The organism is Alcaligenes sp. Lyrl_28, assembly GCF_051948705.1.
Lineage (GTDB): Bacteria > Pseudomonadota > Gammaproteobacteria > Burkholderiales > Burkholderiaceae_B > Alcaligenes > Alcaligenes ammonioxydans.
Window position 1 is genome coordinate 1,006,116 of the sequence record NZ_JAYJLG010000001.1, and the last position, 15,885, is coordinate 1,022,000.

Sequence of the window (15,885 nt, forward strand, 5' to 3'; positions counted from 1 at the left end):
ATACTCCCGACAAAATCAATTGGCCCTGACCATCATAGCGCTGCCCGGCTTGCGCGATTCTGGCAAACGGTGACGCGTCGACAAACGCATCAACGTGCCTAAGGCATACAACAGGCCAAATACTTCCACCAAACCAGCCAGCACCCACATAATCAGGCCACCCATAACCTGATCCGCCAGGGCGTCCATACCTGGAATGGCACGACCACAGAGATCAAAAATCGGATAAAGGTCGTATTCGGTGAACGTGATGACGGCGCCCACGATCATTTGCGGCACCATCGTAATGACCGGCGAAAGTATACGCCCGCCCACCGACAAGCGGGCTGGAGGCGAAGGGCGACGATCCAGAATGAGGTTCCAGTACAGGATCCCGCTGATAACCACAGACCAGTTCATCAGACGGTACAGACGCCAGTCCAACATGGAGTAAAACTGCACCGTGGGCAGCATCCAGATCAGAACCAGAAAAACGAACAGGAAGGCAACCAGAATCGGGTTGGTCAAGATAGCCTGAACGCCTCGCCCAACAGGACGGCGCAGCCATTGCGCCAAGGCTCGACGCCCGCTCAGGGGCAGACCGGCACGCAAGGTTTGGCCGGGATAAGCCCCCATCAGGAACAAGGGACCCAGATGATGAAGAATCAAATGTTGGGCCCGATGGATGAAGAACATGCGCTCAGCGTAATAATCCAGGCGCGTGTGCAAGGAAAGGTAGAGAAGAATCAGGCCAATCCAAAAGAAGGACTGGCGCAAAAGATTGGGGCGGTGCACTTGCCGCCCCCGGACGTACAGAATAATGACCAGCAGAAAGGTCAATAGCAGAACAGGAGAGAACTCCCAGGGTGTCAGCCAGTCGAGCAAGGACATAGCAGCGCCATCCGCAAATCCAGTTGCGGTTTAGTTTATAGCAATACGCTCGCGCCCTGCCCACTTCACATTCAACACACCGGGATAATCCCGAATCAGCCGTGCGCGCTGCATCAGCTCGGCACGCAACTCGGGCGGACAGGTCAACGTCACGCAGGCCGTATCATGCGTGTCGGAATGGTCAACCTGCACATTGGCCACACGGATACCCGCCGTATTCAGGTCTGAATAGATACGGCGCCGAATCTGAGCCAGATCGCCACGTGGGCAGACAACCGTCAGGCGAGAGACGGACAAAGGAGCACGGGCACGCAGGGCAGAAGCCTGGATGCCGGCACGGCGCAAAAAGAGATCAAAAATACGCATACATTCCCCCTATTGCACATGAACGTTGCAACACATCAGGATTCGGAAAAGCCAAGGGCTTTCCAGAGAATGAAATGGCGGGGAATTGAGGGCAGCAGAACAGCTGCCTGAGATACCACGCCCTGAAATTACCAGGACGCGGCAAGCTGTGAAGGAATCAGCGGGCCTGAACGCGCCTGGACATGGTTAGGTCGAACATAGATCGACTAGCACTGTCGCCGGGGTCGGGATTCACCACACAGCTCCTATAAAACGAAAGAACTTGCATTGTAACGTGCCCCTGCTTCCTTCACAAGGGAAGACCTGTGAAAAACCTTTACTTTACAAGGCACTTGATGTGTTTAATACACAGACAGATCCAGCCAGCCCAGGTGGCGGTACACCGCCATGATGATGTGTACCAGCCAGTACAGGCTAATGTTCACAAACGCGACGCTTGCGATAACGGCGGTCAAGACAGAAGGCCAGCCATGTTGATTATGCCGCTCGCTTTGCGGGTTGTAGAGAGCATCAAATTTTTTCGGATTGCGCAGGGCCAAGACCACCGCTTCGATTATCCCGGCGCTGACCGGCAAAATCAGCATGTTCGGGAACACATCGTCCAGCCCCTGCTTCCATGCCACCGTGCCCCCTATGGCCAATGCCGTCACCATCAAAGGGATATACCAGTAGCGACGACCCAGATACCAGCCATGCGCGCCGATCGCCCCCAACAGCAAGGACAGGCAGGCGGCGGTAAGCTGATGACGAAATGGTTTGGTCTGTTCCAATGACAAAGTCGGGTGGGGCATGCGGGGCATCCAGTCCGGGCTTGTGTTGTCAGCCATTGCTCACAGCTGTCACGGGCCTGACGGCAAATTGACAGCCACCTTCCCGTACAATACCCGAATTACTTCCTTGCCGTCATGAGGTTCCCATGAATGCCACTGACTACGACATCGCCATTTGTGGCGCCGGTCCAGTAGGCGCAGCTTTGGCGCTAATGCTGGCTGCCCAGCACCCAAATCCGTCACTTATCGCCGTTCTGGGGAAAAACTTCGACCTGGCCAGCACCGAACATGCACAGGGCGACCCGCGCACCCTGGCTCTCAATCACGGCAGCCGCCGCCTGATTGTGAACCAGCTCCAGGCCTGGCCGGAGCGCGCGGCCCTGATGCGCACCGTGCATGTTTCCCAGAAAGGACGACTGGGCCGCTGCCTGATTCAGGCTGACGAGCTGGGGGTGCCTGATCTGGGCGCCGTCGTCCATTACGACGATTTGCTCTGGGCCTTGCACGCTCGACTGCGAGACAGCGGCGTGACCCTGTTACCCGCGCAGCAGGCGCAGACCCACAGCGCCCCCGGACAGATTCTGGTCGATCACGATAGCGGGCAGGCCACTGCCTTACTGGCCGTGCAATGCGATGGCGTCCGCCCCAAAGGGGTGCGCCGCGACTATGGTCAGCACGCCTTGCTGACCACCGTGCGCGCCAGTCAGCCTCAAAGCGGCTGGGCTTATGAACGCTTTACGGAAAATGGTCCCTTTGCAGCCCTGCCCCATCCTGATGCGCCGGATCTGTACGCAATCGTCTGGTGCAACAGCCCTGAGCGCAGCCAGTCCCTGGCCGAACTACCTGTTGAGCAGTTCCAGACCGCCATGCTGCACGCCTTTGGCGAGCGTTTGGGACAGCTGGAGCTGGTATCGAAACGCCACATTTTCCCCCTCGCCTTTCATGCCGGCCCCAGCCGCCTGTCCGAACGTCTGCTGGCCGTAGGCAATGCGGCCCAGACCCTTCATCCGGTGGCCGGCCAAGGCCTGAACCTGGGCTTGCGCGATGTCGCGCAATTGTCACAGTGCCTGGCGGCCTGGCAAGCAGATTGTCGGCAAAACCCAGACCCATTTCTGGCTCGTTACGCGCGCCTGCGTCGCCCTGATCGCTGGCTGACGGCGGCCATCACGGACACGCTGCCACGCTTGTTTGCGACCAGAAACCCATTGATCCAGCATGCCTGTGGTCTGGGGCTATTGGCCATGGACACCCTGCCTTTTGCCCGTCAGCCATTTGCCCGGCAACTTCTGCAAGGGATGCGCGCGTAAGCACACTGGCTGCCAAGGCCCCGAATCGGGGCTAACCCTTTTTTCTTCTTGCAAGTCCTTGCGCACGAACCGGTGTCGCAGGGTTAAAATCTTTCCCATGCGTATCGGCCCCTGGACCCTTCCCAACCCTATTTTCATTGCACCCATGGCGGGAGTCACAGATAGACCTTATCGTCGTCTGTGCAAGACCTTGGGCGCAGGCTATGCCGTCTCGGAAATGGCTGCCAGCAACAAGCGTTTGTGGGACAGCGTGAAAACATCACGGCGCCTCAATCACGAGGGCGAGGCCGATCCGGTGGCAGTACAGATTGCCGGTTCCGACCCCGAGATGATGGCCGAGGCAGCGGTGTTCAATATCCGCAAAGGCGCCCGCATCATTGATATCAATATGGGGTGTCCGGCCAAAAAAGTGTGCAATGTCGCCTCCGGTTCCGCCCTGCTGCGCGATGAGCCGCGCATCATCCAGATCCTTGAGCATGTTGTCAAGGCATGTACTCCCTACCAGGTTCCGGTTACACTCAAGACCCGCACCGGCTGGGATGCGCAATCGCGCAATGCTGTTCGTATTGCCCGCTTGGCCGAGGATATCGGCATCGCTGCTTTGACCTTGCATGGCCGCACCCGCTGCGACTTCTACCAGGGCCATGCCGAATACGACACCATACGCGAAGTCAAAAACAGTCTCTCTATTCCGGTCATCGCCAATGGGGATATCGATAGTCCCGAAAAGGCAAAATTCGTACTAGAGTACACCGGAGCGGATGCCGTCATGATAGGCCGAGCCGCGCAAGGACGCCCCTGGATTTTCCGGGAAATCCTGCATTATCTCGAGCATGGCGAACATCGCGCTGCCCCCACCTTTGGCGAGCTGCGCGATTGCATGATCGAACACCTGCAAGACCATTACGCTTTCTACGGGCAGCACACTGGAGTACGTACTGCCCGCAAGCACATAGGCTGGTATCTGTCGGACATGCCTGACGCCCGACACTGGCTGGATCAGATTAATCGTATCGAAAACTGTGCAGATCAATTAGAAGCCATTACTCAATGGTTTCAAGAATGCGACCTGGACCAGCCCTACCTGCAATAAAAGTCAGCCATGTGGCTCTTTTGTATTTAAGTACTTCGTATACCTTCAGAAAAAAATGTCAACGACCAACCCACTAGAACAGTCCGTACGTGAACGCCTCGAGCGCTATTTCGCCGATCTGGGCGAATCCGAGCCACGCGATCTGTTGTCGATGGTCATCTCGTGCGTGGAACGGCCTGTGCTGCAAGTTGCCCTGGAAAAATCCGCAGGCAATCAGTCCAAGGCCGCGGAAATGCTGGGCATCACGCGCAGTACCTTGCGCAAGAAGCTCAGTGCCCACAACCTGCAACCCTGATTCCTAACTCTCACGTCTCACCTTCCATGAAAATCCAGACAGCTCTTCTTTCTGTCTCCGACAAAACCGGTATTGTCGAGTTCGCCCAAGCACTTGCCCAACGTGGCGTGCGTCTCCTTTCCACAGGCGGCACGGCCAAGTTGCTGGCCCAGGCTGGCTTGACCGTCACCGAAGTGGCCCAGCACACTGGTTCGCCAGAAATTCTGGATGGCCGTGTCAAAACACTGCATCCAAAAATTCACGGTGGTCTGCTGGCTCGTCGCGACAGCGCCGAACACCTGAAGACGCTGGAAGAACACGACATTGACCGTATCGATCTGCTGGTCGTCAATCTCTACCCGTTCCGTGAAACCATCGCCAAGCCCGGCTGCACCTTCGCCGATGCGGTGGAAAACATTGATATTGGCGGCCCTGCCATGCTGCGTGCAGCAGCCAAAAATCACGGCACCCCCGAAGGCGGCGCCTGTGTCGTGATTGACCCTGTTGATTACGAACGCGTGCTGGCGGATATGGACGGCCCTGCCGGTCACCCTTCTTACGGCCTGCGTCTGGAACTGGCGGCCAAAGTGTATGCTCACACGGCCGCTTACGACGGCGTGATTGCCGCTTACCTGAGCAGCCTGGCTCAAGCCGAGCCCGCCCAGGACAGCGCCCCCGAAGTGAACACATGGCCCAATGTGCTGACTATTCAGCTCAAACAGGAACAGACCCTGCGTTACGGCGAAAACCCGCACCAAAGCGCTGCCTTTTACACAGACGGCACCATTGGCGAAGGTCTGCTGGGCCGCTACAAGCAATTGCAGGGTAAAGAGCTGTCTTACAACAATATTGCAGACGCCGATGCAGCTTGGGAGTGTGTGCGCAGCTTTGATGCCGGCGCTTGCGTCATCGTCAAGCACGCCAACCCTTGCGGCGTGGCGCTGGGCGAAACTGCCCAAGAGTCCTACCGCAAAGCCTTCCAAACCGACCCAACTTCGGCCTTTGGCGGCATTATTGCCTTTAACCGCGAAGTGGACGAAGCCGCTGCCCTAGCGATCAGCAGCCAGTTTGTAGAAGTGCTGCTGGCACCTTCCTACACACAAGGCGCCTTGGACGTATTTGCTGCCAAAAAGAACGTACGCGTACTCAGCATTCAGCCTGGTCAGGCGCACAACGCCTTTGACGTGAAGCGTGTCGGCGGCGGCTGGTTGGTGCAAACACCTGACACGTTCCGCGACAACACCGAAGGCTTCAAGGTTGTGACGCAAGTTCAACCTACGGCTCAGCAAATGCAAGACATGCTGTTTGCCTGGAACGTGGCCAAGTACGTGAAATCGAACGCTATCGTGTTCTGCGGTCAGGGCATGACGCTGGGCGTGGGCGCAGGCCAAATGAGCCGTGTGGACTCCGCCCGCATCGCGTCCATCAAGGCTGAAAACGCTGGCTTGACCCTGCAGGGTTCAGCCGTCGCATCCGACGCCTTCTTCCCCTTCCGCGATGGTCTGGATGTGGTTGCCGAAGCGGGCGCCACCTGCGTGATTCAACCCGGCGGCAGCGTGCGTGATGACGAAGTCATCGCCGCCGCCAACGAGCGTGGTATTGCCATGGTCCTGACCGGCACACGCCACTTCCGTCACTAATATGCGAATCCTGGGCATAGACCCTGGCTTGCGTCGCACTGGTTTCGGAGTGATCGACGCCCAGGGGCCCAGCTTGCGCTATGTGGCCAGCGGGACCATTGTGGTCCCGCCAGATCTGCCTCTGGCAGAGCGGCTAAAGCTGATTCTGACTCACATCACGGAAGTGATTGAGCAAAGCAAGCCCGATACCTCTGCGATCGAAAAAGTCTTTGTCAACAGCAACCCGGCCTCTACCCTTTTGCTGGGGCAAGCTCGGGGTGCCGCCTTGTGTGCGCTGGCTGTAGGTGGACTGGATGTGCATGAGTACACCGCTTTGCAGATCAAGAAAACCGTCACCGGCAGCGGTCATGCTGCCAAAGAACAAATCCAGCTGATGGTACAGCGGCTCCTGCAGCTGAACGGCCTGCCTGCGCCGGACTCGGCCGATGCCCTGGCCTGCGCCATCAGCCATGCTCATCACAGCAGTGTGGTGGGCGGCCTGCAAAAAAGCGGAGCCATCACCACCGGGCCGCGCCGCCGCATTCGTGCTGGCCGGATCTTGGGTTAACTGTCCATAAGGAATGTCATGATAGGTCGCATCCGGGGTACCTTGATCGAAAAACAACCGCCCACCATCTGTGTGGATGTGGGTGGGGTTGGTTATGAAATCGATGTGCCCATGAGTACGCTCTACCAAATGCCGGAACTGGGCGCACAGGTCAATCTGTTCACCCATCTGGCCATTCGTGAAGATGCTCACGTGCTGTTTGGCTTTTCCAGCCTGAACGAGCGCAGCACGTTCAAGGCACTGATCAAAGTCACCGGCATCGGTGCCCGCACGGCCCTGTCCTTGCTCTCGGGCATGAGTGCTGAAGAGCTGGCCGATGCTATTACACGCCAGGAGACTTCCCGTCTGGTGAAGATCCCCGGTATAGGTAAAAAAACTGCCGAGCGTCTGTTACTGGAGTTGCGCGGCAAGCTGGGTGCGGACCTGGGTTCCAGCGGTACAGTCAGCGCGGTGCCCAACAGCCGGGATGACGTATTGCATGCTCTGGAAGCTTTGGGTTATTCCAGCAAGGAGGCCAGTATTGCTGTCAAAGCCTTGCCGGATGATATTGATGTGTCGGAAGGGATCAAGCAGGCACTGAAGTCGCTGTCACGCGCTTGATACCACACTGCCATGTATAAAAAAACCGGGCTGTTCATAGGAACGGCCCGGTTTCTTTGTCTATACAGGGGGCAACTTATCCATCATGACGCTTATTGATGAGATGAGGTACGGGCTAACTGCCCTATTGGCTTACTGTGGTCTGCTCGTTTGCTCGTTTGCTCGTTTGCTCGTTTGCTCGTTTGCTCGTTTGCAACTCCAGTTTGACCCGCTTTTTGAAACATGGGCAAGATCAATGCCTGCGTCTGCAACCCATTTAACGCATCAAGCAAGCAGACGCCCCAGGGCGGACACATCCACATTACCGCCACTGATCAGTACGCCCACCTTGCGGCCTTGCAAATCTCCCTGCCGCATTACCGCCGCGGCCCCCAAACAGCCTGTAGGCTCCACCACCATCTTCATGCGTTCCGCAAAAAAACGCATGGCCTGAACCAGCTCGGTATCAGGCACCGTCAAAATATCCGTCACCATGCTGCGAATCAACTCAAATGTCATCGGTGCCAACGCTTGGGTCAGTGCCCCATCCGCAATCGATGCAGGCGGCGCAATCTTGACGATCTCCCCACTGCGCAGGGACTGCTGGGCATCATCTCCTGCCTGCGGCTCCACCCCAAAGACTTCACAAGCCGGAGCCATGGCCTTGACCGCCAGCAAGCAGCCCGACAGCAAGCCGCCGCCTCCTAAGGGCGCGTAGAACTGTTGCAAGTCCGGCACGTCCTGCAACAGCTCCAATGCGGCCGTCCCCTGCCCCGCGATGACATCGGGATGTGCAAAGGGGGGAATCAGGGTCAACCCCTCACGATCCACCAACTCTTGTGCAATCTGGGCACGATCCTGGGTCAGGCGGTCATACTCGATCACTTTGGCACCATAGCCGCGCGTCGCAGCCAGTTTGGCAGCCGGAGCATCCGAATTCATGATGATGGTGGCCGGTATGCCCAAAAGCTTGGCCGACAAGGCGACCGCCTGCGCATGATTGCCAGAGGAAAAAGCCACGACACCTGCTTTTTTCTGCTGCTCGTTCAACTGCGCCAGCGCATTGAAGCCACCGCGAAACTTGAAAGCACCAATACGCTGAAAGTTCTCGCACTTGAAGTAGACTTCGCCATTCAGGCGCTCGTTCAAGGTGGCAGAAGTCAAGACTGGTGTACGGTGTGCCACAGGCGCCAAGCGTTCAGCGGCGGCTACAACATCAGCAAAAACAGGTAATTCCAGGGACATGGCTAAAATCTCGTTTGAAAACTCCAGTCCACATTATGGAGGATGCCTCGCAACGTGGCCTAGCCCTGAGTGCTTAAAACCGGGTTCCGGCACAAGGTGTGAAGCATGAGAGGTCTACGGCCGCTCATCCCACGCTGGTGACGGTACTCAAGCGGCTTGCGCTTGGTGTACCATACTGTATATTCAATCAGCGTAGTCATCATGGCCATTCATTCCGATTCGCTCTCCAGCCTGCCTTCTGAACAGCGCATCATCACGCCCAAGCCCCTGTCGCCCAACGAAGAGTCCATCGAACGCGCCTTGCGACCCAAGATGCTGGAGGACTATGTCGGGCAAGCCCGGGCCCGCGAACAGCTGGAAATCTTTATCGCGGCTGCTCGCCAGCGCCAGGAAGCGCTAGACCACGTCTTGCTGTTTGGCCCTCCCGGTTTGGGTAAAACCACCCTGGCTCACATCATTGCCCATGAAATGGGGGTGAACCTGCGCCAGACTTCCGGTCCCGTGCTGGAGCGTCCCGGTGATCTGGCCGCCTTGCTGACAAATCTGGAACCCAACGACGTTCTCTTTATTGACGAGATCCATCGCTTGTCCCCCGTCGTGGAGGAAATTCTGTATCCAGCGCTGGAAGACTTTCAAATTGATATCCTGATTGGCGAAGGCCCGGCCGCCCGCAGCGTCAAACTGGATTTGCAGCCCTTTACCCTGGTCGGCGCGACCACTCGCGCCGGCATGTTGACCAATCCCTTGCGCGACCGCTTTGGCATTGTGTCTCGCCTGGAGTTCTATGACGTCAAAGACCTGACGCATATCGTGGCGCGCAGTGCGGGGCTGCTTAATGTCAGCACAACCGATGAAGGCACTTACGAAATTGCCCGCCGTTCACGCGGCACACCACGTATCGCCAACCGGCTCTTGCGCCGGGTGCGCGACTACGCCGAAGTCAAAACCGGCGGCATCATCCATACCGAGTGTGCACAAGCCGCCCTGTCCATGCTGGAAGTGGACCCGCAAGGTCTGGATTTGATGGACAGAAAACTGCTGGAAGCCATCGTGCATAAATTCGACGGTGGCCCAGTGGGCGTAGACAGTCTGGCCGCTGCCATTGGTGAAGAGCGCGACACCATCGAAGATGTGATCGAACCGTATCTGATCCAGCACGGTTTTTTGCAACGCACCCCCAGGGGCCGTATTGCTACCCTGAACACCTGGCGTCACTTGGGGCTAACGCCTCCACGCAACACACAGGGTCAGGATCTGTTCGACGCAGAATAAGTACTTAATCCCGGCGAGCCCAGGGACGAAACACCAATAGCAAGGTAATCGCAATCGACACGGCGGCAGCCAGCAACAAGGCTGTCAGCCAGTGCAGATGCGTGAAAGTCAGCGCCAGCGTGGTGCAAAACCCCGCCAGGCTACCTGTCCCCCACAACGCTGAACGCAAGGTCGCTACCAGGCTTGCCGCACCCAAGGTTTGATGAATGGTCACCGCCACCACGGTGTAGCCAATGGGGAAGGCCATAATCAGCCCTGACAAGCTCGGTCCCAGCAGGGAGCTGCTGGTGGTCACGATAGCGACCAAAAGTCCAGCCAAAGCCCCTCTGAATATCAGCAAGCCCCAGCCCGCCTTCGCTTTGCTGCTTCCTTTCATGCCGGCCAGACGGCGCGAAACGCGCAAGCTGAACGCAGTCACAACAATAAACAAAGCCAGGCCCAGCAAGGGCTGCACAGGCATAAAGGACAGGAGCAAGGCTGCCACCGCCCAACCTGCCACTGCACACAATAAGGTGCGCCAGGGCGACAGGGTGGGAGCACAAAGAATGATGAGCAGCAAGAACAGCTGAGTCGCGCTTAGCGAATACACGGCATAGGTTGCCGCCTGCTGCACATAATCGGCAGGAAACTGCTGGGACAGAAAATAAAAGCCGGGGCCCAATACCATGGGCAAGCCCGCCAGCGCACCACCAATCAAGGGCCCAAATACCCCGACTGACCACGAAACCAGAACAACAACCAAAGCAGTGGCGGCCATGCGAACAGCCAAGGCAGACCACGCTGTATCAAGAAAAGCAGTTTCCACGGAGCTATCTTGCAGTGAAAGCAGATATCAGGAGCTGCCCGACTCAGCGCTATCAAAGACACTGAAATCGGACGGCTTCTTTCACCCTTAGCTCACCACACTCCAGTCCAGAGCCTGGCCGGCAGCCAGAGGAATCAACGGCTCACCCGCCATTTCCACGGACTCGGGAATGGTGAACTGGCTACGTTGCAACGTCATGGTTCCTTCATTGACCGGCAAACCGTAAAAAGCAGGGCCATTCAAGCTGGCAAAGGCTTCCAGGCGGTCCAGACGACCGGCCTTATCAAAAGCCGAAGCGTACAGCTCCATAGCGTGCAGAGCGGTATAACAGCCCGCACAGCCACAGCTTTGTTCTTTGCGGCTACGCGAATGCGGCGCACTGTCTGTGCCCAGGAAGAAACGATTGCTATCGCTGGTGGCGGCATCTACCAAAGCCTGACGGTGCTTCTCGCGCTTCAAGACGGGCAGACAATACCAATGCGGCTGCAGGCCACCCTGGAACAGGGCATTACGGTTATAGAGCAAGTGGTGGGCGGTGATGGTTGCGGCAACCGGGCCTTCGGCCTGGCTCACGTAAGCGGCGCCCTCTGCCGTGGTCAAGTGCTCAAACACCACTTTCAGCTCGGGGAAAGCCTTGCGCATGGGAATCATCACACGCTCGATGAACACGGCCTCGCGGTCGAACAAGTCGATGCTGGGGTCCGTGACCTCACCGTGCATCAGCAACGGCATGCCCGATTCCTGCATCTGGGCCAGCACCTTGGAACAGTTCTTCAGCAAATCTGTCACGCCTGCATCGGAGTTTGTGGTGGCGCCGGCTGGATACAGCTTCACGCCATGCACAAACCCACTTTCCTTGGCGCGAACGATTTCCTCAGGCTGAGTATTGTCCGTCAGGTACAAAGTCATCAAAGGTTCAAACTTGCCGACATACTCGGTTTTGGCCAATGCGCTCAGAATACGCTCGCGATAGGCCAGTGCCTGTGCAGTGGCTGTAACGGGCGGGGTCAGGTTGGGCATGACGATGGCCCGGTCAAATTGTGCCGCCGTATGGCCCAAGACCGATTCCAGCACAGCGCCATCACGCAGGTGCAAATGCCAATCATCAGGACGACGAATGACCAGGGTATCCACAGTAGGGCTCATATCTTTACTCAATCTCAAACAAAGAACCCGCGCTTTGACGCGTTATGCAAGCGACGGGCATCACCATTGCCTTCCAGCAGGCCGAATCCATCATTATGCTACAGCTACCCGTGCCGCGCATGACAGACACGGCAATCCTGAGCCTGGCCGCAGCCTGTCCTGCCCTTGCCCGTAAACACGGGAAAATCTGCTTACAGACCTGCAAAGCGCAGGCTCACAAAGGGCTTGGACGTACAGGGAGTATCACGGTATGCTGACAGACAAGTCGTGCCCTAGCGCATAACCCGCCCCTTCAACTCGTTTCTCAGGAGTTCCGTTCATGGCCAGCACTGAAAAAAAGCCTGCTACCCGCAAACCCAATGCAGCCTTCATGAAACCACTCACTCCTAGCCCAACACTGGCTGCGGTGATTGGCTCCGACGCGCTGCCGCGTACTGAAGTTACGAAGAAAATCTGGGAATACATCAAGAAGCACGATCTCCAAGACCCCAAGAACCGTCGCAACATCAATGCCGACGCCAAACTGCGTCCCTTGTTCGGCAAGGATCAGGTCTCCATGTTTGAACTGACCAAGCTGGTTAGCGCTCACCTGAAATAAGCAAGGGGTGCCCAGGCACCTCTGGCACTATCGGGCCGCGCCGCTGAGCTTTCAGCCGCGGCCCTTTTTCATCCTGCGGCATCCGGCCTTCTGTTTTACCGTCTTCATGTCGATTTCACTGCCTACCCCAACCATCCAAACGCCCCATGTACTGTGCTGGCTGCGTCGTGATTTGCGCCTGCAGGATCACGCTGCCTTGCACCACGCCTTACAAAGCGGACTGCCCGTTGCCTGTGTCTTTGTCTTTGACAGCACCATCCTGGACTCCTTGCCGGCCGATGACGTGCGCGTCGCGTTCATTCTCGACAGTCTGCAATCCCTCCAGGAGCAACTGCGCCAACATGGCAGTGAGCTGATTACCGTTCACGGCGACCCGGTACAGCAAATTCCCTTGCTGGCAAACCATCTGAATGCACAGACTGTTTATGCCAATGAGGACTACGAGCCGGCCGCCTTGACACGGGATCACGCAGTCAGCCAGTCCCTTGCCGCTCAAGGCCGAGTGCTAAAGCTGTTCAAAGACCAGGTAATCTTTGCACGCGATGAGATTCTGACACAGCAAAAGCAGCCTTATACCGTATTCACTCCCTACAAGCGCAACTGGCTGGCGCGTATTCAGCCAAGCGATATACAGGCGTATGACTGCTCACAGGGGCAATGGGCACCACTTCCCGCTCAGGCACTTCCGTGCTTGAAGGAGCTGGGTTTTCACGAGGAAGCTCGCACCAAACTACTCAGCCCTGCGGGCTGGCAAGGCGCACAGACCCTGCTGCAGCAGTTCGAACCAAGAATTCACGCCTATCACGAACGCCGAGACTTCCCAGCCAAACGGGGTGTCTCTTACCTGGCTCCGCACCTGCGCTTCGGCACACTGTCCATCCGTCAGGCAGTAGCACTGGCTTGGCCCAGCGACTCCGAAGGCGCAGCTACCTGGCTGAGCGAGTTGATCTGGCGCGAGTTCTACCAACAATTCCTGTGGCATCACCCCGAAACCGCACAAGAAAGTTTCAAGCCAGCTTATAAGAACCTTCCTTTTCCTAACCGCGACGACTGGTTCCAGGCTTGGAAGGACGGACAAACCGGCTACCCGATTGTTGATGCCGCCATGCGCCAATTGAATCAGTCAGGCTATATGCATAACCGCCTGCGCATGATCAGTGCGTCCTTTCTGGTGAAAGACCTGTTGATAGACTGGCGCTGGGGAGAACAGTATTTTGCCCAAAAACTGCTTGATTACGATATGGCTTCCAACGTGGGGGGCTGGCAATGGGCCGCTTCTACCGGCTGTGATGCCCAACCGTACTTCCGCATCTTTAATCCCATCACCCAATCGCGTAAATTTGACCCAGAGGGACAGTTCATACGACGCTATGTTCCTGAATTGGCGTCCTTGGATAAACAGGCGATTCACGCACCTTGGCAAGCCAAACAACTTCCCTTGGCATTTCGCCTGGGCCAACATTACCCGGCCCCGATTGTGGATCACGATACCCAACGGCATCTTGCTTTGGCGCTATTCAAGCAGGCAGGAGAGCAAGAAGCAGCGGATTAAATACGTTTAAGGATAGGTATGTCAAACAGCTCCAGACCATCACCGCCAGCCAGCACCGCTGTAGTGCTGCAAAATTTGCAAGCCGCCCACCCTCAGGCCCAAGTGGCCGTCCTGGATTTCGCAAGCGACCATGCGGAAATAAGCCTGGCTCATAAAGGCGTGCCTGTTCACACCGAGCATTTTCCAGAACTGAGTGGCACCCAGTTGCTATCCCACTGTTTTACCAACTCTCACTCCCGTGAGGCTCAGTTGGAACATGGTATTGAGCTTGTGGAAGACGCGATCATGCCAGCCAGTCTGGACCTGCGCCAATTCATGGTGTTTGCGACGGGAGAGTACGCCGAAGATCTGGGCGTCTGGCTTAATGAAGCTCAAGGCAGCGAACAGCACATCTTGAGTCGCGACATGATTGATGATCTGTTCACGCTGTATGCCGCCGCCAGCCAAGGAGCCATCAGCCTGAAGATGGTGAATGCAGGCTCCTTGGAAAATATCCATGGGCTGATCAATAATCAGAATCTTGGAATCTATCTTCTGCTACTGCGCGAGTGCATGCACCATATGCATATCGAGCAGGTTCACCTGTTGGCACCCTGATACCGGCTCAGCAGACAAAAGCCTGTCGGACCTGCCTCTCCACACGGGTCAAGCACGCACCAACACCCGCCTACACGTACAAAAAAAGGTGCTCATCAGAGCACCTTTTTTACTTTTCACCCGATCAGGGGCAAATCCTTGGAAAGGATGGTGTCACTTTAATAGTCGTGACCTAAAGCCTGCCCACCCGCCAAGGCTAACCAGCCTTTGATCAGACGGTGAATAATCCAGACCAGAGCCACCAAGGCGGTAACCCAACCGATAAAGATGGATGTCAGCAAGGCGCTCAAAACCATCCACAACAGGCCCCACCAGAACGTCTTGATAAGCCAGTCCAGATGACTGGCATAGATCGTGCCCGATGCGTCACCACGCTTGACGTAGGCCAGAATTACAGCTGCCACAGCCGCTGCACCGAAGATACCTGCACTAATCATAGCCAGAGAAAACAAGCCATAGCAGATGTGCGTGATCTTGCGCAGCGACAAGCCAGGTTCGAGCTCGGGGCTAATGGGCTGAGTCATTCGGTTCTCCTGAAACAAGCATTATCGATAACTATACCGAACTATTTTACCCATACTTTGGCGATTAACCGTATGACAGTGGCTGAGCTACCACCATGACCTTTGCAGAAGCAAACAATCGGCAGTAGACCTGACCGTACCTATATGCTCAAGCAGCATGCCCAAGCGGTGTATATCAGCTTGTTGATGCCCCAAGCTCCAACTTCCAACTGCATCAGGATGTCGTTTGTACGATTGTTGATGTGGGCGGGGTGAGCGCAGGGAGGAGCGTACTCAGGGCGGTGGGCCTGGTTAGGGGCGGTCAGCGCGAGCAAGAGGCAGGCCCAGGGGGACGCCTTCGCCCTTGAGGCTCAAGGACACCCGTCGCCTCTGAGGAGTGCCGCGATCACCCGGCAGATAGACAACGGCTTGATGCGAGAGGCTGAGGTTCAGCAAGCCGCTAAGGCTGAACCCGCCCCTCGCAGGGCTGCCATCGTACAGGTAGCACCCGCAGAGGACTCAACATCAACTCTCAAGCCCAGGAAGCATACGCAATAACGGACCCCATCGTCTTGGGCCAAGAGGCGTAGTCTGCAACAAGAAGGGATAAGCGGTGCCCAGAACGGGCTTTGGGGAGGGGGGTGGTACGTCTGAAGTCGTAACCCAGGGGCCAGACGATCAGCATCGTTCCGGTGTATCCGTCGCCGATGCGTTGGCGACT

General features: G+C 56.9%; 17 protein-coding genes. 10 read left to right on the top strand and 7 right to left on the bottom strand.

Annotated features, from left to right (window positions below):
- Nucleotides 1–15 precede the first annotated feature (15 nt).
- The 3 genes from VF694_RS04515 to VF694_RS04525 all read right to left on the bottom strand — a co-directional run bounded on the left by VF694_RS04515 (nucleotide 16) and on the right by VF694_RS04525 (nucleotide 2,063).
- On the bottom strand, nucleotides 16–870 hold the full coding sequence (locus tag VF694_RS04515) for a cytochrome c oxidase assembly protein (RefSeq protein WP_131070836.1): 855 nt from the start codon (nucleotides 868–870) through the stop codon (nucleotides 16–18).
- A 30-nt stretch (nucleotides 871–900) separates the two neighbouring features.
- Entirely contained in the window at nucleotides 901–1,236 is a 336-nt protein-coding gene (locus VF694_RS04520; RefSeq protein ID WP_003803097.1) for a hypothetical protein, read from the bottom strand.
- A gap of 341 nt (nucleotides 1,237–1,577) precedes the next feature.
- Nucleotides 1,578–2,063: a hypothetical protein gene (locus tag VF694_RS04525; RefSeq protein WP_003803095.1), complete on the bottom strand. Its 486-nt coding sequence runs from the start codon at nucleotides 2,061–2,063 to the stop codon at nucleotides 1,578–1,580.
- An 89-nt stretch (nucleotides 2,064–2,152) separates the two neighbouring features.
- On the opposite strand from VF694_RS04525, the gene VF694_RS04530 reads away from it, so the two are divergent.
- The 6 genes from VF694_RS04530 (at nucleotide 2,153) to ruvA (ending at nucleotide 7,467) form a co-directional block, all read left to right on the top strand.
- Nucleotides 2,153–3,313: an FAD-dependent monooxygenase gene (locus VF694_RS04530; RefSeq protein ID WP_440163804.1), complete on the top strand. Its 1,161-nt coding sequence runs from the start codon at nucleotides 2,153–2,155 to the stop codon at nucleotides 3,311–3,313.
- Between the two features lie 97 nt (nucleotides 3,314–3,410).
- Nucleotides 3,411–4,406, top strand: a complete 996-nt coding sequence (gene dusB / locus VF694_RS04535; protein WP_003803091.1) for a tRNA dihydrouridine synthase DusB — start codon at nucleotides 3,411–3,413, stop codon at nucleotides 4,404–4,406.
- Between the two features lie 55 nt (nucleotides 4,407–4,461).
- Complete coding sequence (locus VF694_RS04540; protein WP_003803089.1) at nucleotides 4,462–4,701, top strand: helix-turn-helix domain-containing protein; 240 nt, start codon at nucleotides 4,462–4,464, stop codon at nucleotides 4,699–4,701.
- 26 nt (nucleotides 4,702–4,727) lie between these two features.
- On the top strand, nucleotides 4,728–6,320 hold the full coding sequence (gene purH, locus VF694_RS04545; RefSeq protein WP_440163805.1) for a bifunctional phosphoribosylaminoimidazolecarboxamide formyltransferase/IMP cyclohydrolase: 1,593 nt from the start codon (nucleotides 4,728–4,730) through the stop codon (nucleotides 6,318–6,320).
- A 1-nt stretch (nucleotide 6,321) separates the two neighbouring features.
- On the top strand, nucleotides 6,322–6,867 hold the full coding sequence (ruvC, locus tag VF694_RS04550; RefSeq protein WP_003803085.1) for a crossover junction endodeoxyribonuclease RuvC: 546 nt from the start codon (nucleotides 6,322–6,324) through the stop codon (nucleotides 6,865–6,867).
- A gap of 18 nt (nucleotides 6,868–6,885) precedes the next feature.
- Nucleotides 6,886–7,467, top strand: coding sequence for a Holliday junction branch migration protein RuvA (gene ruvA / locus VF694_RS04555; protein ID WP_003803083.1), 582 nt, complete (start codon nucleotides 6,886–6,888; stop codon nucleotides 7,465–7,467).
- Between the two features lie 264 nt (nucleotides 7,468–7,731).
- Here ruvA and VF694_RS04560 read toward each other — a convergent pair whose 3' ends face one another.
- A complete protein-coding gene (locus tag VF694_RS04560; protein WP_003803080.1) occupies nucleotides 7,732–8,691 on the bottom strand; it encodes a threo-3-hydroxy-L-aspartate ammonia-lyase in 960 nt (319 codons plus the stop codon).
- A gap of 201 nt (nucleotides 8,692–8,892) precedes the next feature.
- Here VF694_RS04560 and ruvB point away from each other — a divergent pair, with 201 nt between their 5' ends.
- Complete coding sequence (gene ruvB / locus VF694_RS04565; protein WP_003803078.1) at nucleotides 8,893–9,963, top strand: Holliday junction branch migration DNA helicase RuvB; 1,071 nt, start codon at nucleotides 8,893–8,895, stop codon at nucleotides 9,961–9,963.
- Nucleotides 9,964–9,967: 4 nt separating this feature from the next.
- Here ruvB and VF694_RS04570 read toward each other — a convergent pair whose 3' ends face one another.
- Nucleotides 9,968–10,720, bottom strand: a complete 753-nt coding sequence (locus VF694_RS04570; RefSeq protein WP_240209412.1) for a hypothetical protein — start codon at nucleotides 10,718–10,720, stop codon at nucleotides 9,968–9,970.
- Between the two features lie 135 nt (nucleotides 10,721–10,855).
- On the bottom strand, nucleotides 10,856–11,914 hold the full coding sequence (gene pyrC / locus VF694_RS04575; protein WP_003803075.1) for a dihydroorotase: 1,059 nt from the start codon (nucleotides 11,912–11,914) through the stop codon (nucleotides 10,856–10,858).
- Nucleotides 11,915–12,233: 319 nt separating this feature from the next.
- Here pyrC and VF694_RS04580 point away from each other — a divergent pair, with 319 nt between their 5' ends.
- The 3 genes from VF694_RS04580 to VF694_RS04590 all read left to right on the top strand — a co-directional run bounded on the left by VF694_RS04580 (nucleotide 12,234) and on the right by VF694_RS04590 (nucleotide 14,661).
- Complete coding sequence (locus VF694_RS04580) at nucleotides 12,234–12,512, top strand: SWIB/MDM2 domain-containing protein (RefSeq protein ID WP_003803072.1); 279 nt, start codon at nucleotides 12,234–12,236, stop codon at nucleotides 12,510–12,512.
- 106 nt (nucleotides 12,513–12,618) lie between these two features.
- A complete protein-coding gene (locus VF694_RS04585; RefSeq protein ID WP_051010453.1) occupies nucleotides 12,619–14,064 on the top strand; it encodes a cryptochrome/photolyase family protein in 1,446 nt (481 codons plus the stop codon).
- Between the two features lie 18 nt (nucleotides 14,065–14,082).
- Nucleotides 14,083–14,661 carry a hypothetical protein gene (locus tag VF694_RS04590; protein ID WP_440163807.1) on the top strand — a complete coding sequence of 193 codons (579 nt, stop codon included), beginning with the start codon at nucleotides 14,083–14,085 and terminating at the stop codon, nucleotides 14,659–14,661.
- A gap of 158 nt (nucleotides 14,662–14,819) precedes the next feature.
- Here the strand turns inward: VF694_RS04590 and VF694_RS04595 are convergent, their stop codons facing one another.
- Nucleotides 14,820–15,185, bottom strand: coding sequence for a DUF4870 family protein (locus VF694_RS04595; protein ID WP_003803067.1), 366 nt, complete (start codon nucleotides 15,183–15,185; stop codon nucleotides 14,820–14,822).
- Nucleotides 15,186–15,885: the final 700 nt, after the last annotated feature.